General features: G+C 34.2%; 15 protein-coding genes and 1 tRNA gene. 8 read left to right on the top strand and 8 right to left on the bottom strand.

Annotated features, from left to right (window positions below; translation table 11 throughout):
• Positions 1-24: 24 nt before the first annotated feature.
• The 3 genes from pgmB to ABJM36_RS10630 all read right to left on the bottom strand — a co-directional run bounded on the left by pgmB (position 25) and on the right by ABJM36_RS10630 (position 3340).
• Positions 25-702 carry a beta-phosphoglucomutase gene (gene pgmB, locus ABJM36_RS10620; protein ID WP_348451424.1) on the bottom strand — a complete coding sequence of 226 codons (678 nt, stop codon included), beginning with the start codon at positions 700-702 and terminating at the stop codon, positions 25-27.
• A gap of 4 nt (positions 703-706) precedes the next feature.
• Positions 707-2068: an MFS transporter gene (locus ABJM36_RS10625; protein ID WP_348451425.1), complete on the bottom strand. Its 1362-nt coding sequence runs from the start codon at positions 2066-2068 to the stop codon at positions 707-709.
• A gap of 198 nt (positions 2069-2266) precedes the next feature.
• A complete protein-coding gene (locus ABJM36_RS10630) occupies positions 2267-3340 on the bottom strand; it encodes a LacI family DNA-binding transcriptional regulator (protein ID WP_348451426.1) in 1074 nt (357 codons plus the stop codon).
• Between the two features lie 321 nt (positions 3341-3661).
• Between ABJM36_RS10630 and ABJM36_RS10635 the strand changes: the two genes are divergently transcribed.
• The 4 genes from ABJM36_RS10635 (at position 3662) to ABJM36_RS10650 (ending at position 12752) form a co-directional block, all read left to right on the top strand.
• Positions 3662-6766: a SusC/RagA family TonB-linked outer membrane protein gene (locus ABJM36_RS10635; protein ID WP_348451427.1), complete on the top strand. Its 3105-nt coding sequence runs from the start codon at positions 3662-3664 to the stop codon at positions 6764-6766.
• Between the two features lie 12 nt (positions 6767-6778).
• Positions 6779-8326: a RagB/SusD family nutrient uptake outer membrane protein gene (locus tag ABJM36_RS10640; protein WP_348451428.1), complete on the top strand. Its 1548-nt coding sequence runs from the start codon at positions 6779-6781 to the stop codon at positions 8324-8326.
• A gap of 20 nt (positions 8327-8346) precedes the next feature.
• On the top strand, positions 8347-9774 hold the full coding sequence (locus ABJM36_RS10645) for a SusE domain-containing protein (protein WP_348451429.1): 1428 nt from the start codon (positions 8347-8349) through the stop codon (positions 9772-9774).
• Positions 9775-9860: 86 nt separating this feature from the next.
• Positions 9861-12752 (top strand): alpha-amylase family glycosyl hydrolase, encoded by a 2892-nt coding sequence (locus tag ABJM36_RS10650; protein WP_348451430.1) that lies wholly within the window; start codon positions 9861-9863, stop codon positions 12750-12752.
• An 86-nt stretch (positions 12753-12838) separates the two neighbouring features.
• Here ABJM36_RS10650 and fsa read toward each other — a convergent pair whose 3' ends face one another.
• The 5 genes from fsa to ABJM36_RS10675 form a co-directional block, all read right to left on the bottom strand.
• Complete coding sequence (fsa, locus tag ABJM36_RS10655; protein WP_144115360.1) at positions 12839-13495, bottom strand: fructose-6-phosphate aldolase; 657 nt, start codon at positions 13493-13495, stop codon at positions 12839-12841.
• Positions 13496-13505: 10 nt separating this feature from the next.
• On the bottom strand, positions 13506-15554 hold the full coding sequence (locus ABJM36_RS10660) for a transketolase (RefSeq protein ID WP_348451431.1): 2049 nt from the start codon (positions 15552-15554) through the stop codon (positions 13506-13508).
• Positions 15555-15802: 248 nt separating this feature from the next.
• Complete coding sequence (locus tag ABJM36_RS10665) at positions 15803-17365, bottom strand: glycerol-3-phosphate dehydrogenase/oxidase (RefSeq protein WP_348451432.1); 1563 nt, start codon at positions 17363-17365, stop codon at positions 15803-15805.
• 12 nt (positions 17366-17377) lie between these two features.
• Positions 17378-17857, bottom strand: coding sequence for a nucleoside deaminase (locus ABJM36_RS10670; RefSeq protein WP_348451433.1), 480 nt, complete (start codon positions 17855-17857; stop codon positions 17378-17380).
• 998 nt (positions 17858-18855) lie between these two features.
• Positions 18856-18940, bottom strand: a tRNA-Leu gene (locus ABJM36_RS10675).
• Positions 18941-19041: 101 nt separating this feature from the next.
• Between ABJM36_RS10675 and ABJM36_RS10680 the strand changes: the two genes are divergently transcribed.
• The 4 genes from ABJM36_RS10680 (at position 19042) to ABJM36_RS10695 (ending at position 23446) form a co-directional block, all read left to right on the top strand.
• A complete protein-coding gene (locus ABJM36_RS10680; RefSeq protein ID WP_348451434.1) occupies positions 19042-20430 on the top strand; it encodes a dipeptidase in 1389 nt (462 codons plus the stop codon).
• A gap of 111 nt (positions 20431-20541) precedes the next feature.
• A complete protein-coding gene (locus ABJM36_RS10685) occupies positions 20542-21408 on the top strand; it encodes a DMT family transporter (RefSeq protein ID WP_348451435.1) in 867 nt (288 codons plus the stop codon).
• A 100-nt stretch (positions 21409-21508) separates the two neighbouring features.
• Complete coding sequence (locus ABJM36_RS10690) at positions 21509-22114, top strand: RNA polymerase sigma-70 factor (protein WP_348451436.1); 606 nt, start codon at positions 21509-21511, stop codon at positions 22112-22114.
• A gap of 222 nt (positions 22115-22336) precedes the next feature.
• Positions 22337-23446: a FecR family protein gene (locus ABJM36_RS10695; protein WP_348451437.1), complete on the top strand. Its 1110-nt coding sequence runs from the start codon at positions 22337-22339 to the stop codon at positions 23444-23446.

The raw sequence follows: 23446 nt of genomic DNA on the forward strand, positions 1-23446 counted from the left end.
AGAATAAACTTGAAATGAGTCCTTTTACTTCTGTTTGATAGTCTGTGTTTTTTTTATCAATGATTTGATAAAGTCTGAGGTTATTTCGGTTAAATTTTTAAAATTAAAATCGGCATTACTGAGGGTTTGTTTATCACCAATACCAATAGAAATCATATGTGCGGTATTTGCAGCATCTATGCCCGCAATGGCATCTTCAAAAACAACACAGTGTTCGGGTTTAAGATTTAATTTTTTTGCTCCAATTAAAAACACTTCTGGATCTGGTTTAGCTTTAGAAACGCTGTTTCCATCAACAATACCTATAAACCTTTCGTATAAATTAACCTGTCTTAAAATTAAAGGTGCATTTTTACTTGCCGACCCCAATACATATTGTATTCCTAATTCATCAAGTGTATCGAGTAGCTTACTTGCTCCTGGTAAAATTTCTTCAGGTCCCATTTTAGTGATATACTTGAGGTATTCTTCGTTTTTACTAATTAAAAATTCTTGTTTTTTTGCTTCGGAAAGTTTCACCTTCCCGATATCTAAAAGAATTTCTAATGACCTAACACGACTTACACCTTTTAGTAATTCGTTATGCGCTTCGGTAAACTCAAATCCTAAATGATTTGCCACCCCTTTCCAAGCTAAAAAATGATATTTAGCAGTGTCTACAATAACACCGTCCAAATCGAATATAACGCCTATTTTGTTCATGATTTTATGATTGAATTATATCATCAACATCTTTTACTTTATATACTAAAGATGCTGCAATTAAAAAACTAATACCACTCATCATTAAAGCAAATATGGCTTGGTTGCCATACGCGTATTTTACAAGTGGACCGCCAATTAAGGCATTGATTATTTGAGGAATAACAATAAAGAAATTAAATATACCCATGTAAACGCCCATTTTCTTTGGTGAAATAGATCCCGCCAAAATAGCATAAGGCATTGCTAAAATGCTTGCCCAAGCAATTCCTACGCCCACCATAGAAACAATAAGCCAATTTTTATCTGGCATAATGTAGATGGACAATAAGCCTAAGCCTCCAATAATAAGAGATATTGAATGTGTTTTTTTGCGGCCAATTTTTTTAGCTATATAGGGTAATGCAAAAGCGTAAAACGCAGATACTAGGTTATAAACACCAAAAAGAATACCTATCCAATCTCCTGCATCTTGATATGCAGAACTACTACTATCTGTAAATGGTAACCCGTAAATATGTTGTGCAATGGCAGGTGTAGCAAACACCCACATACCAAAAAGCCCGAACCAGGAAAAGAATTGCACCCAACTTAATTGACGCATGGTAGTTGGCATCTTTTTGAAATCCTCAAAAATATCCAACAAACTCGATTTCTCTTTTTGGTCGTTTTTAGCTAACGTTTCTGAATGAACCTGTTCATCTTCAAAACTATCAAGTTCTTCTGGCGAATATTCTTTAGTAGTAGCCACCGTAATTAAAATTGAAACTACTAATATAATAGCTCCAATAATAAACGATAGAATCAAATTAAAGGGCACAGCACCTTGAATTGTTTCATTAGATACTCCAAACCAATTGGTCAATGCATAAGGCAACCAAGAGCCAATAACTGCCCCAAAACCAATAAGTGCCGTTTGCACGCTAAACCCTAAGGTACGTTGATCGGTTCTTAAGTTATCTCCTACTAATGCTCGAAAAGGTTCCATAGCAATATTGAAGGAAGCATCCATAATCATTAACATTCCTGCTCCAACCCATAAGGCAGGCAAAAAGGCAATAAAAATATCTGCTTGTGGCATAAGAACTAAACCTACCGAAGCTAAAATGGCACCTACTAAAAAGTAAGGTTTTCGTCTACCAAATCTACCCCAGGTTTTATCGCTATAATGCCCTATAATGGGTTGAACAATTAAGCCCATTAAAGGGGCAATTATCCAAAACCATGATAGTTCGTGAACATCGGCTCCGAAAATTTGAAGTATTCTACTTGCGTTGGCATTTTGGAGTGCAAACCCCATTTGTATCCCTAGAAACCCGAAACTCATGTTCCAAATTTGCCAGAAACTTAATCTGCGCTTTTCCATTAAATAGTATATTAAATTAATACTATTTGATAAGCGGTTTTGTATCAATTTGAATAGAAAAAATCAACATTTCTAATTGATACTACTTATCAAAACTTATTGTGAGAAGTGAAAATATAAGTTTTGATTTCGAGTCAAAGATATAAAAGAATTTCGTTTTTCCTAATTAATTTTATTTACCCAAAGTATTCTACGAAACTATTTAGTAGATTCTCTTTCAATAATTTCTGTCTCAATAACCACCTTTATAAAATCACGTTTTTTCTCGGTATTTGTAAAGTATTGCTCAGGTTCTGCGTCTTCGGCTTCCAACCTATCAATCAATAAATTGGCAGATTGTTCACCTATTTTCTGCCCATGCTGGCTAACCGTTGTAAGGCTTGGGGTTGCATGTTTTGACAGTACGCCATCAGTAAATCCAATAACCTGAACGTCGTCTGGTATTTTTAATCCAAGTTTCCTTGCTACTTTCATAGCTGAGACCGCATAAAGTTCATTCACGGCAAAAACACCATCAATATTAGGGTTAGATTTAAAAAATTGGGCTATTTCTGTTTCCAAAATGTCTAAATTATTTTCAACATCTAAGCTGTCGTCAATTTTTAATATCAGATTAGAATCAGCTTCTATTCCATTATTTTGTAATGCTTCCAAATACCCTTGAGTTCTTAATCTACCTACACTAACGTAATCCAAGGTGGTAATTAAAGCAATATGTTTACACTGGTTTTCAATAAGCTTTTTTACTGCTTTTACGGCTCCATTAAAATCATCTACGATTACCTTGTCGCAATCTACTTCATTTACAACTCTATCAAACATCACAATAGGCATGCCTTGGTTTATTGTAGCGTTAAAATGATGGTAATCTTGCTTTAGTAAAGTTTCTTTTGAAATAGAAAGGATAAACCCATCAATACTGCCATTAGCAAGCATTTCCATGTTTATAATTTCTTTTGTAAAGGACTCATTTGATAGCCCTACAATAACATTATAACCTCGGCGATTGGCAACTCGCTCTATACCTCGAATAACCGTAGAAAAAAAGTGATGTACAATTTCTGGTATTAAAATACCTATAGTTTTAGTTTTTCTATTCTTTAAACTAAGCGCAATATTATTGGGTTTATAGTTATATAGTTTGGCAAAAGCTTGGATTTTTTGTGTAGTGTCTTCGCTAATCTCTTTGCTATTACTAAGCGCCTTAGAAACCGTTGAAACAGAGACATCTAACTCCTTAGCAATTTGCTTTAATGTTATCTTTCTTTTCATATAATTGAAATATGCTATTACTAAATAAGAAATTTCGTGTTAATAAATTTGATAAAATAAAGATTTCTATCAACTCGTTTTTCAAACTAAAATAGTAATAATTCTATTGTTTCTGTAAAGATATAAGATTATTTAAAACAGCTTGAAATATATGATATTCTTATTTTAAGACTTAAAACATGTAAAGTTGTCAACACGAAAACGTTTTCGTAAAATATTTCGTAATGTTAAATTATTTCTTTACGAATTCTTTACATAGGTTTGATTTGAGAAGTGAAAATATAACCGAACTAAAACAACTAATTACTTAAACTAATTTGTATGAAAACAACTATTAATAGTTTACTGTTTTTTCTGTTTATGGCTCCCGTCTATTTATTTGGGCAAACGCCATTATCAGGATCAGTGACAGAACAATCTACTTCAATTCCTCTCCCTGGAGTTAATGTTGTTATAAAAGGAACCAATAATGGTACCGCAACAGACTTTGACGGAAACTATCGCATTGAAGTAAATAACGGAGACGTTATTGTATTTTCCTATATTGGTTATCAATCTAAAGAGGTAACCTACTCCGGACAAACACAACTAGACATACAATTAACCGAAGACACATCGCAATTAGATGAAATCGTTATTATAGGTTATGGTAGCGTTAAAAAAGAAGACTTAACTGGTGCTGTTGATGTTATTTCGTCGAAAGAATTTAATCAAGGAGCCGTTGTATCTCCAGATCAATTGTTACAAGGTAAAGCTGCTGGTGTAAGAATTACAAGTGCTGGCGGACAACCAGATGCTGCCCCAAATATTCGTATTAGAGGTGGCTCATCACTTTCTGGAAACAATGCACCTTTAATTGTTATTGATGGGGTTCCATTAGACAATGGTGGTGTTGCAGGTGTTGGCAACCCTTTGAGTTTAATCAACCCAAACGATATTGCAAGTTTCAGTATTCTTAAAGATGCCTCGGCAACTGCCATTTATGGTTCGCGTGCCTCTAATGGTGTACTTATTATCACCACTAAAAAAGGAACTTCGGGAGACGCTAAATTTAACTTTTCTGCAAGAACCTCTTTAAGTAATATTGGTACAAGTGATCAAGTTCAAGTAATGAATGGCGACGAATTTGTTCAATTTGCTCAAACTTACTTTCCAGACAATTTGGCCGCTTTAGGTGTTCCTATAGGTAGTGTGGATACAAACCAACCTATTTCTCAAATTATTAGTACACCAAATGGTGACAGAGCTATTTACAATACAGATTGGCAAGATGTCATTTACAGAACAGCGGTAACCAAAGATTACAATTTTGGAGTAAGAGCTAATTTATTTGAAAAAATTCCTGTTCGAGCTTCTATTGGGTATAATGAAACAGAAGGCGTAGTTAGAACTAATGACTATGAAAGAATTACAGCATCCTTAAGATTAACACCTAAGTTTTTTGATGATCATTTAAAAGTTGATATTAATGCCAAAGGGACCGTTGTTGACAAAAACTCTATAGATGATGGAGCTGCTTTAGGAGGTGCCATATCTATGGACCCAACAAAACCTATTTACGATAAAAATTCTATTTTTGATGGTTTCTACCAACAATTACAAGCCCCTGATAATCCTAATGATCCCAACGCAAAAATTGGTGCAGGTAACCCTTTAGGTGTTTTACTTCAAAGATCTCGCCCAGAAAAAGTAAATCGTATTCTTGGAAATATTGAATTAGATTATAAGATGCACTTTTTACCAGAATTACGTGCTATTATTAATTTAGGTTTGGAAGCCTCTAGAGCTGAGATAACAGAAAATTTCACCAATAATGCCATTAACTCCTATACTTTGGTTCCAGATCCTAATGTACCTGCTGGCACATTTATATTCAATCCTGGTAAAAGTTTTGGAGAAAGACAACATATCACAAACGTGACCATGGAATCTTACCTGGCATATCGAAAAGAATTTGAAAATTTATTTATTAATAATTTTGATGTTCAGGCAGGATATTCATACCAGAATTTTAAAAATGACGGTAATAAAGATGAATATGAAAACGATCCTGTTAGTGGCGAAAGAGTTCTAAATTTTGACCCTTTAAACCCTAACAACAGATATTTTAACGAATTAAATCTTCAGTCGTTTTTTGGACGTGCTAATATTAATTTAGCTAACAAATATCTTCTTACTGCATCCTTAAGGGCAGATGGTTCCTCCTTCTTTACAGAAGAAAATCGTTGGGGTTACTTCCCTTCTGCGGCCTTAGCTTGGAAAGTAAAAGAAGAAAACTTCTTGAAAGACGTAACCTTTGTTAACGATTTTAAATTAAGATTTGGTTGGGGAGAAACTGGCCAGCAAGATATTTCTGGACAAGTAGGGTTTTATCCTTCAATTCCTTTATTCGAAATTGGATCGCCTGAAAGCCAATACATATCCGGCGTTAATTTATATAATGCCAAAGAGTTCAATCCTGATTTAACTTGGGAAAAAACAATAACCTATAATGCTGGAGTAGATTTTGATTTCTTTAAAAATAGTTTTCTTTCAGGTTCATTTGATATCTTTAAAAGAGAAACTTCAGATTTACTAGTATTAACAGGAGTGCCTCCAGGGCAAGCTTTAAGTGATCAAGTTATTCAAAATGTAGGTTCTACAGAAAGTAAAGGTTTTGAGTTAAACTTAAACTTGAATCCGGTTCAAAATGAAGCTTTTAATTTATCTTTTAATGGAAATATTTCCTATAATATATCTGAAGTAACCGACTTAAAGGGTGTTGAACAAATTAACGCACCAAATGGCGGACTTGCAATTGGAACGGGTAATATTTTATTAAGACATGCTTTAGGAGAACAAGCTGGTTCTGCTTGGGTATTAAAACAAGTATATGATACTGCCGGAAACCCTGTACTAGGATCATTCGTCGATTTAAATGATGATGGTAGAATAACCGAAGCAGATAGATACTATAGAGCCATTCAACCTAACTGGACTTTTGGTTTCGGTTTTAATATGAACTATAAAAACTGGGATTTCAGCGCAAGTTTTAGAGGTCAGTTAGATGGAGAAATATATAACTCTAGACGATTAACACATGGCGCTATAGACAATGCACTATCCTTAGATGGTAATTCGTTTAATAACACCTTGAATTTCTTTTCGGGGGAGGCTAATCCAGTATTTACCGACATTGTAGACCCTGTCCAATACTCCGATTATTTTCTTGAAGGTGCATCGTTCCTAAGATGCGAAAATATTGTACTTGGACATACCCTAACTAATGTTATAAAAAATGCTTCTTTAAAAATTTATGGAGCTGTTAACAACCCGTTCTTAATTACTAATTATTCTGGACAAGATCCAGAGAATTTTTCGGGTATAGATAACAACTTCTATCCAAGAGCTACGATATATAATTTAGGTGTTAATATTGATTTTTAAACTAAAAAAATTATGAAAAATAAAATTTTAAAATTACTATTTGGTTTGGTGGTAATATTCGCTGTTAACATTAGTTGTACAGATGATTTAAATACTAAACCCTTAATAGAATTATCGTTAGAGGAAGTTCTAGAGCAAGATCCGCAAGCCGTAGAAGGCATCTTATCTAGACTTTATGGGTCATTCGCCCTTTCTGGTGCTGATGGTTCAGGAAGTTCAGATATTAGTGATGATGCTGGAGAATCCCCTTTTCTAAGAGGGATTGTAAATTTACAAGATTTTGCAGCAGACGCTATGAAAAACAGATGGGGAGATAATGGATTAGACCAGTTAACCACTACAACAGACTGGACACCAGACAATAAATTTTTCAGGTATCTATACAACAGAATTTTCTTTACTATTCCGCAGTGTAACAACTTACTTTCTATACTTCCTAATGTGGATGTAGATAATAAAGATGGAATCATATCAGAAGTACGTTTTATTAGAGCGTTAGCTAACTTTTATTTAATTGATGTATTTGGAAAAGGGGTTCTAGCAACTGAAGAAAATTTTGGACAATCGGAATCGCTACCCGAAGCATCTAGACAAGAATTATTTGATTTTGTTGAATCTGAACTTTTAGAAATAGAGGCTATTTTACCTCCAACTAACACCTATGGTAGAGCTACAAAGGGAGCAGCACAAATGTTATTAGCAAAATTATATTTGAACGCCGAAGTTTATACAGGAACTCCTGCATATGATAAGGCAGCTATATATGCCAATAAAGTAATTACAGAAGGACCTTATGCCTTAGCAGACGATTTTATAAGTATATTTTCTGCTGATAATGATTCATCTACTGAAATTATATTCCCTTTAATTGCAGATTCTCAAGTAAGCCAAAGTTTTGGAAACACCACGTATATAGTAAATGGAAGTTTAAATGCAGATACAACTCCTTTAGCTCAATTTGGAGCAACCGAAGGCTGGGGAGGACATAGATCTAGTAAAGCTTGGTATGGGTTATTTGGAGATTTAAACACTTCAACAGATGTTAGAGCATCCCTATTTTGGACCGATGGACATAACTATGAAATGGAAGATTACAAAGAGTGGACAGATGGGTATCCTTCTATTAAATTTAGAAACACAAATTTTGTTGGCTCATCTTTACCTTCTAGTTTTTCTTCTACAGACTTTCCATTATTCAGACTAGCCGATGCTTATTTAATGTATGCAGAATGTGCTGTTAGAGGTGCTGCTGGAGCAAATATAGGAACAGCTGTACAATACGTAAATGAGGTTCGTGAAAGATCGAATGCAAGTGTTATTACTCAAAATGATTTAACTGAACAATTCATCATTAACGAACGTGCAAGAGAATTAAACCTTGAAGGCCACAGACGTACTGATTTAATAAGATTTGGCATGTTTACAGGTAATACATATTTATGGCCATGGAAGGGTGGTGTAAAAGATGGCACATCAATTCCAACAACTTATAAATTATATCCAATTCCATCGTCTGCTTTACAGGCTAACCCGAATTTAACTCAAAACCCAGGATTTTAAAAAACTAAACATAAACTATTATGAAAAATATTAAATTTTTAGCGCTTTTATTAATAGCTCTTATTGGCTTCAATGCTTGTGATCAGGAAGACGATTTAGTATTCACTGCTCAAGCACCTATACAAGGTATTGTGTTCTCTAATTCTTTTTTAGATGAATATGTATTAACCGCAGGCGCTTCAAATAACTTAGGCGAGCGTTTTACTTGGAAAGATGCTAATTATGGTGTACCAACAAACACGACTTACGAACTAGAAAACTCCATTTTAGGTGATTTTACAGATGCCACTACAGTAGGCACTACAGATGGAAATGAACTCGCCGTTACCATTGGAAAAATGTTAGCTTTTGCCGAAGCTGCAGGGTTGGATAACGATCCTAATACAGATTTACCAAATACAGGAACACTTTACTTTAGAGTAAAAGGATTTATTGGCACAGAAGGACTTCCTACCTACTCTGCAACCCAAGAACTTACTGTTGTTTTACCTGAAGAAGTTGTTGGAGGCGGTGGTGCTTTTGAAGTTGCTTCGTGGGGTATTGTAGGTTCAGGTTACAATAATTGGGCTGATAGCAGTACTTACCCTGCTCCAAAAGATGCTCCTTTTTACACAACTGCAACTCCTGGAATAATAGTATCCTACGTTAATTTACTTAAAGGTGATATAAAATTCCGTGAAAATAATGCTTGGGGTGGTGATTTAGGAGACGCTAACTTAGATGGCATTTTAGATGCTGATCCAGAAAATAATATTCCTGTTACAGCCGGGGATTATAAAATAACAATAAACACCAATGATAATTCTTACACAATTGAACCTTTCTCATGGGGACTGGTAGGTAGCGGAATTAACAATTGGGGAAATACTCCTGGTGTCTCAGATGCAAAACTTTATTATGATTATACAACTGATACTTTTAAAGCAAGTGTTAAACTTTATGAAGGAGAAATAAAATTCAGAATGAATAATACTTGGGGTGGTGATTTAGGAGATGCTAACTTAGATGGTATTTTAGATGCTGATGCAGACAATAATATTGCTGTTACAGAAGGCCATTATTTAGTGACTTTAGATCTAAAAGACAATTCTTATACAATTGAAGAAACTGAAGTTTTAGGTTTAGCAGGATCTGGGTACAATAATTGGGGACAAGATCTGTGGGATCATGATGGTAATGTAGACACTCCAGATGTAAAAGTCTCTGATGCTGCGTTAACAGAAATACAGCCTGGTGTGTGGTTTGCTGAAAACATTACGCTTCTTGATGGTGAAATTAAAATTAGAAAAAATAATGATTGGGGTGGTGATTATGGTGATGCCGATTTAGACAATGTTTTAGATCAAGATGCTGACAATAACATCCCTGTTGTTGCTGGAAACTATGTAATCTCTATTGATTTTAACGACCCTTCTGGTCCTAAATATTTATTTGGAAAAAGACAGTAATCTTTTATTTAATTATAAAAATTTTAATATCTAAATGAGGTTGCAGGTTAATTATTTGCAACCTCTTTTTATAAAACTGAATAGCTATGAAAAAACTAGTGCTTATTTTTTTTCTATTTACAAATTGGTGTTTCTCACAGCAACAAACCGTGACACATTCTATTTCACCCTCTCCTTTTGAAGAAAGTGATAATATTACAATTACTATTCAAGGTAGTAGCATTAATGAAGTTACTTGGGGCGTAACAGGACATGAACTTTATCTTTGGGCTTGGTCTTTTGATACAGATTTAACCAACGAACAAGGTTGCCCTACAAACGGCGCTTGGGACAATTCAAGTGAAATAAATAAACTAACCTATAATAGTGGTTCAGACACCTATTCTATTTCCTTTGTACCTACATCTTTTTTCTCAAGAACTAACATAGGAAGAATTGGCTTTTTAGTTAAAGCTAAAGATGGTTCTGGTGATAAAAAATCTCAAGATATTCTAGAAAATGTTGGTGCTTTTCAAGTATCACTTACCGCTCCAACCAACACCACTAACATATTAGCATCAGGTAGCAATCTTAATATAACCGCTTCAAATACTGGAGGAAATGCTAATTATGTTTTAAAGGCAGATGGTAGCGTTATTAATTCACAGTCTGGAATAACATCTTATTCATATACAGATATGGATATAACTACTAATAAAAATTACACCCTTGAAGTTACTGTTGGTGGCGTAACCAAAACAAAATCATTTTCTGTTATTGTTGACCCTGGCACAGAATTTAGCATCATGCCTGAAGACTATTTGGATGGCATAACTTATGATGATACAGATCCAACTAAATCTACAGCCACATTAGTACTTTATGCTCCTGGTAAAGATTTTGTTTACGTGGCAGGAAGTTTTAATAATTGGCAACCAGATGCTAGTTACGCTATGAAACGAGATCCTTCTCGAAACAATAAATTTTGGATTACCTTATCGGGATTAACCGAAATGCAAATTGAAACCTATCAATACTGGGTAGTTGATAAAACACCAATTGCAAACTCGCCTGCGTTAGTAAAAATAGCAGACCCCTACTCAACTTTAGTTTTATCTCCATTTGATGATCCTTATATTCCAACAACTACCTATCCCAATTTACCGGCATATCCCGAAGGCCAAGAGCGAGAAGTAACTGTTTTACAAACAGGAAAAACACCATATAACTGGCAGATTACCAATTTCGAAAAACCTAAAAAGGAAGATTTGGTTATTTATGAAGTATTAATTCGAGATTTTGATGCCGATAGAAACTTTCAAGACCTTATTGATAAAATAGATTATTTTAAAAATTTAAATATTAATGCAATAGAACTCATGCCAGTAATGGAATTTGAAGGTAATGAAAGCTGGGGCTACAACACCTCATTTCATATGGCTTTAGATAAGTTTTATGGAACCGAAGATAAATTTAAAGAACTTGTTGATGTTTGTCACCAAAATGGTATTGCTGTGATATTAGACGTTGCTTTAAATCATGCTTTTGGTAGAAACCCAATGGTACGTATGTGGATGAACGACCCTGATAATGATGGTTGGGGAGAACCAAGTTCAGAAAATCCATATTTTAATGAAACGGCAAAACATGCTTATAGTGTTGGTTCTGATTTCGATCATTCAAACTCGTTTACAAAAGTCTATACAAAACGCGTAGTTAAGCATTGGATAGAGGAATTTAACATTGATGGTTTTCGTTGGGATTTAACGAAAGGGTTTACGCAACAATGCTCTTCTGGTGACGAGGGCTGTACAAATAGCTACAAGCAAGATCGTGTTGATGTATTAAAAGAGTATGCCGATTATTCATGGGGTTTAGATGGAACCCATTATGTGATATTTGAACATTTAGGTGCAAATGATGAAGAGCAACAGTGGGCTAATTACAGAATTGGAGATGCCATTCCTAAGGGTGTTATGATGTGGAGCGAAATGTGGACACCTTACAAAAACTTGGCTCAAGGACAATCAACCGACATAAACTTTGACAAAATAGGACATAATGCTCATAATTTTACTGAAAAACGTACCCTTGGTTACCCAGAAAGCCATGATAAGGACAGGATCATGTATGAAATGACAGAATATGGTATTAGCACAAACTCTGCTCATGATGTCAAAGATTTAAATACAGCATTAACAAGAATGTCTGCTCTGGGCGCCATATCGCTAACTATTCCTGGACCAAAAATGATTTGGCATTTTGCAGAATTAGGTATGGAAAATTCTATTTGGACGTGTTCTAATGGCGTTGTTAATACCGATTATGATAGTAATAATGATGGCGATTGCAAATTAGATACCAAACCTCAACCACAATGGACCAATAACTGGTTAGGTGATGCTAACAGAAGTCAAGTTTACAAGGATTGGTCAAGATTAAATGCTCTTAAAATAAACGAAGCTGTTTTTGAAGGTGATTACAATATAACTTCAGGAATACAAACACCAAGAATAAGTATTTATACTGGAGATGAAAACACTTCAGGTCCTGAACTTAAAAATGTTATTGTAATTGCAAACTTTTCAGTAACAAATCAAACTGTAAATCCAAATTTCCCATATTCTGAAGATTGGTATGATTTAATGAATGAATCGAGCACACCAATAACAATTGATGGTTCAACAACCTCAATAAATCTTTCTCCTGGGGAATTTAGAGTTTACGGCAACCAAGCCACAACCTTATCCACCAAGAGCTTTGATAAGCCATTAAATATTAGAATCCATCCAAATCCTGCGTCAACATCATTTCAAGTTAATACCGATTTGGAAAAGGTTTTAATTTATGATATTACTGGAAAACTTATAAAAACGTTTAAAGGACATTTCAGAAAAGGTAATGCTTTTGATATAACAAACTTAAAACAGAGCATTTACTTAATAAAAGCAACTAATGATTTAGGAGAAACCAATACTTTAAAACTTGTAAAACAATAGTTTAAAACGGTGTAAAAATTAAAAAGCTTCTCAATTCCAATCTGGAATGTGAGAAGCTTTTTTACATTTTAAAAGGCTATAGTATTCTAGCTATTTCCTTTTTTATAATCTTCTAAAAATTTAGCTAAACCAATATCGGTTAAAGGATGTTTTAATAAGCCTTTAATAGATGATAATGGCCCTGTCATAACATCACTTCCTAATTTAGCACAATCAATAACGTGCATCGTGTGACGAACTGATGCTGCTAAGATCTGAGTTTCAAATCCGTAGTTATCATAAATTTGTCTAATTTCTGCAATAAGGTTTAAACCATCTGTAGAGATATCATCCAATCTTCCAATAAAAGGAGACACATAAGTAGCACCTGCTTTAGCTGCTAAAAGCGCTTGACCAGCAGAAAAAACTAATGTTACATTGGTTTTAATTCCTTTATCAGAAAAGTATTTACAGGCTTTAATTCCATCTGCAATTAAAGGTAACTTTACAACAATTTGAGGGTTTAAAGCAGCTAAAGCTTCTCCTTCTTTAACCATACCTTCAAAATCCGTTGAGATTACCTCGGCACTTACATCGCCTTCAACTATATCACATATTTTTTTGTAATGCGCTATAATATTATCGGCTCCTGTAATACCTTCTTTTGCCATTAAAGATGGATTCGTTGTAACACCATCTAAAACACCAAATGCTTGTGCTTCTGCAATATCATCAAGGTTTGCTGTATCTATAAAAAATTTCATATCTCTTAGTTTATTTTGTTAAAACTGATTGGTTTAAATATTCTAATACCTGTTGGCTTACTTTTTCGCCAGTAAATCCAAACTTATCATCTAGAACTTTTGCTGGTGCAGAATAACCAAAGTGAGTTAATCCAAATACTTTACCATTATCTCCTACAAGACCTTCTAAATTAACAGGTAGTCCTGCAGTTAATCCAAATAACGGTGTGTTTTTAGGAATAACACTATTTTGGTAGTCTTTAGATTGATTTCTAAATACACCTTCTGAAATTATAGAAGCTATATTCACCTTTAAGTTTTCTTTTTCTTCAAGAATTTGAGCTGCCTCCCATAAGGTGGCAACTTCTGATCCGTTTGCTACTAAAACCACATCTGGATTTTCAACTTCTTTTACTAAGTAACCACCCTTTTGAGCAGCTAAAGCATCTTGATATCGTGATGCTCCTTTAGTAGGAAGATCTTTAATACCTTGTCTTGACAAAATTAAACCAGATGGCGTGTCAGTGTTTTCTAAAGCCATTTTCCAAGCTACACTTGTTTCTGCAGAATCTGCAGGACGCATAGCTAAGAAACTATTTTTACCACTATGGTTTTTAAGTTTTTCTAATAAACGTATTTGAGCTTCTTGCTCTACTGGTTGGTGTGTTGGTCCGTCTTCACCTACTCTAAAAGCATCGTGTGTCCAAACATATTTTACACCTAATTCTTGAATTCCACTTAAACGAATAGCAGGTTTCATATAATCTGAAAACACAAAGAACGTCGCTACAACAGGAATTATTCCACCATGTAATGCAATACCATTGGCAATACATGCCATTGTTAATTCGGCAACACCAGCTTGTAAAAACGATCCACTAAAATCACCTTTTTGTAATGCCGATGATTTTTTTAAGAATCCATCAGTTTTATCACTATTAGATAAATCGGCAGAAGACACTATCATGTTTTCAACGTTTTCAGCCAAATAAGCTAATACATTTGAAGACGCTGCTCTACTTGCTAATCCTGCTTTATGTTCGATAGATTCAAAATCTAATTCAGGAAGTTTTCCTGATAAGAAGAAATCTAACTTATTAGCTAAAGCTTCATTATCTTTTCTCCACCCGTTTATTACAGCTTTCTTTTCGGCTGCTTTTGCTGTTTTTTCAGCAATAACCTTTTTATAAAAAGCACTTACATTTTCATTTATATCGAAAGGATTTTCAACACTAGCCCCTAAATTTAATAAGGTTTTTTCGTAATCTGCTCCTGTCGCTCCAATAGGCTGACCGTGTAATTCACAGTATCCTTCGAACATAGAACCATCGGCAGCTACACAACCTTTACCCATTATTGTTTTTCCAATAATTAAGGTTGGTTTTTCGGTTTCATTATTAGCATCGGTTAATGCCTTTCTAATTTCATCATGATTATGAGCATCAATAGTAACTACTTTCCATCCCCAAGCTTCATATTTAGCTGCGGTATCTTCACTAGTTACCTCGTCTGTTGATGTTGATAATTGAATATCATTAGAATCGAAAAACATAATAAAGTTGCTTAATCCTAAATGACCTGCAATTCTACCTGCACCTTGAGAGATTTCTTCCTGAATTCCTCCATCTGAAATAAATCCATAAATTTTATGGTTCATCCAGTCTCCAAAACGGGCTTCTAAAAACTTAGCCGCAATAGCTGCTCCCACACCCATAGTATGCCCTTGTCCTAAAGGACCAGATGTATTTTCTATACCTCTTGCAACATCTACTTCTGGATGCCCTGGAGTAATTGAACCCCATTGACGGAAGTTTGCAACATCATCTTTAGAGTAATTACCAAGTAAATAATACTGTGCATACATTAATGTAGATAAGTGGCCAGCGTCCATAAAGAAACGATCTCTAAATGGCCAAGTCATATCTGAAGGATCATAATTAAAAAATTCTGAATAAAGGATATGCATAAAATCTGCCCCTCCCATTGGGCCACCTGGATGACCTGAATTTGCCTTTTCTACCATAGCTACAGCTAATGCTCTTATATTATCTGCTGCTTGTAAATTAATGTCTTTGTTCATTTTTTTAATTATGATTAATATTTAATTGCTTAAAAAACAGTGCGATTGCATACCAATATAGCTTCCAAAATCCACGGTTTTTGCAAATATATAATCTTTAAATCGTTAGGGGTAAATAAATAGTGAAATTTTTTAATAACAAATGTTAACATCTCTAAAAAATCATGATGTTTGTAAGAATAATGAAAAATACTAGATATAAAATAGCCCGTAAATTTATTATATTAACTTTTTAGTTAAAAATTAACTTAAAGAATATAATGATTTGCTATTTCTTTAAAACTAGACATTTGCTCTTTTTCCCAAGCTTTATCTCTACCCAACTCCTTAGCTAAAATAGCAACTACTTTTGGCGCCATATCAACTGCTGCTTTGGCATCTAGAAACAACACTCTTACTCGTCTTGCTAGTACATCGTCCAAGGTTCTTGCCATTTCATTTCGAATAGCCCAAATTACTTCTGCCTTTGTAAACTCTATGCGTTCGTGTAATTTTTCGCCTAATTCAGGAGATTTTTCAATAAGAGCTTTAATATGTTTTTTATCACTTCCGTAGATGTACAAATGCTCCGATTTATCTACTACACCATCTCCTCCATGAATTAACAATGTTTTCGTTTGACACTTCGCATTTGGCAATATACCTAGTTTAATAACTCTATTGATGGTATCCTGTGCCATACGGCGATAAGTTGTCCATTTACCACCCGTTATGGTAATAAGGCCAGATTTAGATTTAATAATTTTATGACTTCTTGAAATTTCTTTAGTTTTTTCCGAATTTTCTTTTGGAGCTGCCAAAGGACGTAAACCTGCAAATATGCTAAGCACATCTTGTTTACCTACAGGTTTAGTTAAATATGCATTAGCTGTTTCTAAAATAAAATCGACTTCTTGACTAAGTGCTATTGGCTCCAAACTGTACTTTTCCATAAGGGTATCCGTGGTTCCAACCACAACTCTATTATGCCATGGCACTAAAAACAAAACTCTACCATCCTTGGTTTTAGGAATCATAATAGCATCGTTTCCTGGCAAAAACGTTTTATCGAAAACCAAATGTATGCCTTGGCTAGGACGAATTCTGTTTTTAGCTTGGGCATTATCCATTTTCAATACATTGTCTGTAAAAACACCAGTGGCATTAATTACTACTTTACTTTTTAAAGTATAAACCACATTACTTTCTGAATCTACTGCCTTAACCCCACAAACTTTATCTTTATTATTTTTCAGTAGACTTATTACTTTAAAATGATTAAGCACCGTTGCTCCATTTTCAATGCAAGTTTGCGCCAAATTTATGGCAAGTCTAGAATCATCAAACTGCCCATCGTGATATACTACACCACCTTTAAGATGTTCATTATTTATAGTTTCTAAACGCGTTTCTGTTTCCTTTTTTGAAATTCTTGTCGATTTTCCAAAAGTTAATTTTCCAGACAAAAAATCATAGACCTTAAGACCTACGGTGTAAAAAAAATTATCCCACCAACTGTAACTAGGAATAATAAATGATTGATTACCCACCAAATGTGGTGCATTTTTTAACATTAATCCGCGTTCGTAAAGCGCTTCTTTAACCAAATCGATATTTCCCTGTGCTAAATAGCGAACACCGCCATGTACTAATTTTGTACTTCTGCTCGAAGTGCCTTTAGCGAAATCTACCTGTTCCAAAAGCAAAGTTTTAAAACCGCGCGATGCACTATCTAGAGCAACGCCTAAACCCGTAGCTCCGCCACCAATAACGATAACATCCCATTCTAGATTTTCTTTTAATTGCTTTACTAAAGTTTCTCTGTTAAACAAATTGACTGCCTTTTAATACTTCGTTTTATCCTCTTTTATTTCCCACTTATTAAAAGCTTCAATAGCAATATCTCTTCCAAATTGTTTAAATGGGATACTTCTTTTATCATAAGGTAATGGAATCTCCTTGTAAATAAACGCATCATCAAAACCTATATTTGCAGCATCAATTTGGTTGCTCCCATAATACACTTTATCTGGTCTAGCCCAATAAATAGCCCCTAAACACATAGGACAGGGTTCACATGATGTATAAATCTCGCAGCCTTCTAATTGAAAAGTATTTAAGTTTTTGCAAGCATCCCGTATTGCGGTAACCTCGGCATGTGCCGTTGGGTCGTTAGTTGAGGTTACTTTGTTATTTCCGCGACCAACAATTTCGCCATCTTTAACTATTACACATCCAAAAGGACCGCCTTCATTATTATTCATTCCAGAAATCGCTGCATTTACAGCTTCTTGCATAAATAGTTTTTTATCTAAATCACTCATATTACACTACTTTTCCATCTAATTTAAAAAGTCAATTTACACAAAAACATATCAACTTTATTAGAAATTTAAAAATGAATGAAATTAAACGATTTTAAACAAAAAAACCGCATAGACTTCTTCGGATTTTTGACATTGGGATTTCTGGACTTACTATATTAAACTAGACATTATGTTGAGAGATTTAGAGTTACATAAATTAACTTTGATTCATGAAAAAAAAGAAACAGTTAAAAGATCTTTAAGAAGATCACCAGATATAAAATAAGGATGCTACCCCAAAGCTTCAACTGGTACATATCTTTAAAGACACGCTATATCTTTTCGCTCTATCTTCTCCAAGAGCAACAAGTAAAATTTAAGTTTACAGTCGGGGAGTTGTGATAAGTTTTAAAAGTTAACACTAGCGGCTTTTATAGTTGTTAAAGACTAAGATTTCAATACCTTGGAACTATCAACATAAATTACCGTTAATTTTAAAGAAAGTTGTGAAAGTAATACACTCAACATTAGGGCATAAAACCATTAACGAATTAGAATTAGAATTAGAAAAGTATAAACAAAAAGGTACCTGCTTAAGTCTCGAAATTAATGGTCCACTTTTTTATTGCAGGTCTAGATAGTAACTGGCAATACATATGAATTAGTGTATTGGGATAATGAATGGGTTTCGTTAGGAACGAAAATTGGAACTAATAAGGAGTTGATCTCTATAGATCTGCCAAAAGACACACTGTTTTTATTACATAATCTACGCACAGGTAAGGACGAAGCAATTTTTACTTATAAGAATGAGAAACAAGTTTTTTATTAGGCCTAATTTAAAATCTTCCTACTTTTTATACTAAACCGTTTATTTTTATTATTAAATTCTAAATGAAGTTATACAGAATTAATTCCTATCAATAAATATAACAAAAAGTTGCACCTATGTTGTACCTGAGTAAAATAAAGTCATGATTTCGAATAAAAAAAGCTCTCAGTATACTGAGAGCTTTTGGTGCGGGCGGGGAGACTCGAACTCCCACACATTGCTGCACTAGATCCTAAGTCTAGCGTGTCTACCAATTCCACCACGCCCGCTAAAGGACTGCAAATATAAACAACATTTTTAAATTGCAAACTTTATAGGGCCAAAAAACTTTCTTTTTTATACTTTTGATTATTTCCATATAAAAACTTCAATGAATCAAATCAAATCTTACATAGCTGAACATAAAGAAAGATTCTTAACAGAATTAATCGATCTTTTAAAAACCCCATCAATAAGTGCAGACAAAGCTTATAAAAATGATGTTTTAAAAACGGCCGATGCTATTAAGAACAGCTTAGAAAAAGTAGGTTGCGATACTGTCGAAATTTGCAAAACAGACGGCTACCCTATTGTATATGCCGAAAAAATAATTGATAAAAACCTACCAACCATTTTAGTTTATGGACATTATGATGTCCAACCACCAGATCCAATTAACTTATGGGACTCTCCTCCTTTCGAGCCCGTAATTAAAAAAACAGAAAAACATCCTGATGGTGCAATTTTTGCTCGTGGAGCCTGCGATGACAAAGGACAAATGTACATGCATGTAAAGGCTATGGAGTTTATGACATCTACCAACCAGCTGCCTTGCAACGTTAAGTTTATGATTGAAGGCGAAGAAGAAGTCGGAAGCGCTAACCTAGCAACTTTTGTAAAAAACAACACCGAAAAACTTAAAAACGACGTTATTTTAATTTCCGACACCGGCATGATTGCTAACAATGTGCCATCAATTACAACAGGCCTAAGAGGTTTAAGCTATGTCGAGGTAGAAGTTACAGGACCTAATCGCGATTTACACTCTGGTCTTTATGGAGGCGCAGTAGCTAACCCTATAAATATTTTAACCAAAATGATTGCATCGCTTCACGATGAAAACAATCATATTACCATTCCAGGATTTTACGACAAAGTTGAAGAACTATCACAGGAAGAACGTGCAGAAATGGCTAAAGCACCATTTAATTTAGACGATTACAAAAAAGCCTTAGATATTAACGCTGTTTACGGCGAAGCCGGATTCACTACCAACGAGCGCAATTCCATACGGCCAACACTAGACGTTAACGGCATTTGGGGTGGTTACACCGGCGAAGGTGCTAAAACTGTTATTGCCAGTAAAGCCTATGCTAAAATTTCCATGCGTCTAGTTCCAAACCAAGACTGGCAAGACATTACCAAATTATTTAAAACCCATTTTGAAAATATTGCTCCAGAAGGCGTAACCGTAAAAGTAACCCCGCACCACGGCGGCCAAGGCTACGTAACACCTATCGATAGTGTAGGCTACAAAGCAGCAAGTAAAGCCTATCAAGACACCTTCGGAAAACCCCCAATACCACAACGAAGCGGAGGCAGTATTCCTATTGTTGCCCTTTTCGAGCACGAGTTAAAAAGTAAAACCATTTTAATGGGTTTTGGTCTAGACAGCGACTCCATCCATTCGCCAAACGAACATTTTGGGGTATGGAACTACCTAAAAGGCATAGAAACTATTCCGTTATTCTATAAATATTTCACTGAGTTTTCAAAATAAATAATTTGGGCGTTACCACAAGGGTCGCGCTTTCCATTATATCTTTTTTTGCCACTTATAAAAGCAAAAAAAGGATGCCATTACAATCGCTAACGCAGTTAGCAACACAGTATGAAAAACCAACATAACCAGAACCTACTATTACTAACATTAGCCACTTTACTTATTAGTACCTCTGGAGCGTTAGGGCGCTTTATAAGCATGCCAACCGAAATTATTATTTGGTGGCGTAGCGCTTTAGGAGCCCTGTTTCTGTTTATGTTTTGTAAAATCAAAAAAGTAGACCTTAAAATTCAGTCCAAAAAAGATTTTTCAACCATACTAGTTAGTGCCATTTTTTTAGGTGCCCATTGGATTACCTATTTCTACGCCCTAAAACTATCAAATGTAGCTTTAGGCATGCTGTCGCTATTTACATTTCCAGTAATAACCGCCTTAATAGAACCCTTTTTTACAAAAACAAGACTAAACCCTATTCACCTCCTTTTAGCCTTAATGGTATTATTAGGTGTTTATATACTGGCACCTGATTTTAATTTTAAAAGCACCCAAATAAAAGGAATTCTCTTTGGTTTGCTATCAGCGTTATTTTACGCCATAAGAAATTTAATGCTTAAAAAACCCGCTTCAAAATATAACGGTATGGCTTTAATGATGTATCAAACCATATTTCTAACCATTATTTTACTTCCGTTTCTATTCATAAAAGACAACTCGAACATTACCACGCAATACCCTTATGTTATATTACTAGCATTAGTAACCACAGCAATTGGCCACTCGTTATTAATAAGCAGTTTTAAACACTTCTCCATAAGTACAGCTAGTATTATTGGAAGCTCCCAACCCATTTTTGGAATTATAATAGCCTTTTTATTTCTAAACGAAATACCTAAACTAAACACCTTTATTGGCGGTACTTTAATACTTGCCACGGTTGTTATTGAGAGCATTCGAGCTAAAAAGGGCAATTCTTAATTAAAAAGTACACTTTCACTTTCCATGGTGTTTATTTTCTTAAAAATTGTATTTTTGGTGTTTATCACTTTTTAACCAAAGTGCATCCTTAAACCTCTCAATGCAAGATTATAGCAAAACCGAAATACTCAACTTTAAAAACCTTAAATCCGGAAACGAGAAGGCCTTTGAGTATTTTTTCAATAAATATCATAGCCATATCTTAGGGTTTTGCATTCAGTTTATTTACGATAAACCTCAAGCTTCAGGCATAACCCAAGACGCTTTTTTAAACCTATGGCTCAATAAAAATAAAATTGAAAAAGTAAGTGGTTTAGAATCTTTTTTATACACCTATGCCAAATCAAAATGCCTAAATGTTATTAGGCATAATCAAGTTAAAGAACGCTATAAGAGTAAAACTTTAAATGAAAAAGAGCGAGAATTAGACTTCGAAATTTTAAATTCTATGAATTTCGACACCTTAGCTTTATCGGAATTAGAAGATTTAATTTCAAAATCAATCGAAAATTTACCCGAAAAAACAAAAATAATATTCTTAAAAAAACGATTCGAAAACAAAAAAAACCAAGATATAGCCAATGAGTTAAATGTTACCGTAAAAACGGTTGAAGCTCATATGACAAAGGCTTTAAAAATTTTAAGAGTAAATCTATCCGATTACCTTCCCCTTATCCTTATTACGGTTATACTCTCCAAATACTAAGTAAAAACAGTCCTCCATTTAAAGCGAACTCTCAACTATTTACTTTAAAAAACCGCAAATATTTATCTATCTACAACCAAATAAAATTAAGAATTATTCTATTTTTACCTTTATTTTTAATAAGTCTAAATAAAAATAATGTTTTTTATTAGGGTTTTTAAATATTGGCGTGTACCTATTACTATAGTACCAACTAAATAAACCAAATAAAACCAGCACAACATGATTTCGAATTTAATAACTAAATACCTAAATGGCGATGCCACTGAAAAAGAAATCAAATTAATTTTTGATTGGATCGATGCATCCGAAGTTAATAAAAAGGAATTCATAGCCTTAAAAAAAGCATGGGTATTAACCGAGGTTTCTAATCCAGATCAAGACATTGCATGGAAAGCGATTCAGAAAAAAATATCGAAAACAAAACCTTCAAAATATAAATCGTGGATTAAATATGCTGCCGTTTTAGCACTCTTCCTTTCTATTGGGAGAATAGCTTGGATTAATTATAACCAAGACCCAGAACCCAACAATACTATTGTTTTAGAAATTGATGACAACAGTATTAACCTCGAGTCCGAAATACAACATGTTACAGACCAATCTGGGGAAGTTATTGCAGAACAAAACCACAACGAAATTATATACAAATCGTCAAAAACATCAAATACCATAGAATATCACACTTTAAATATTCCTTTGGGAAAGACATTTAATGTTACTCTATCTGATGGCACAAAAGTGCACTTAAACGCCGGAACTACATTTAAATATCCAAAACAATTTAGTAATACAGGAAACCGACTAGTGTATTTAAAAGGTGAGGCATTTTTTGAAGTTGAAGAAGATAAAACACACCCTTTTATCGTGAACATAAACGATATAGCCGTAAAAGTTTTAGGCACAAAATTTAATGTAAACGCCTATCCTGAAAACGCAATATACTCATGTGTTTTAGTTGAAGGATCTGTGCAAGTTTTCAACTTAAACAACCCCAATAACAAAGCCTTATTAGCACCTAACTATAAAGCTACTTGGATGCCAGCAGAAGAAAATTTTAGTTTAAAAGAAGTTAATACAGATTTATACACCGCTTGGATACATGGTGAAATTATTCTTGAATCTGCGCATTTCAGTTCATTTTCTAAAAAGCTAGAACGCGCTTTTAATGTAAAAATAATTAACAACAACCGTTTACTAGAGGCTCAAGAATTTAGCGGAACAATAAACTTCAAAACTTCGAGCTTGGCAGATATACTAGATTTATTGAAGTTCGACACCTATTTTGAATACAGCATAGAAGACAACCAAATAATAATTAGCAACAATTAA

The sequence above is a fragment of the Algibacter sp. genome, assembly GCF_039977455.1.
In the GTDB taxonomy this organism is placed as follows: Bacteria; Bacteroidota; Bacteroidia; order Flavobacteriales; family Flavobacteriaceae; genus Algibacter_B.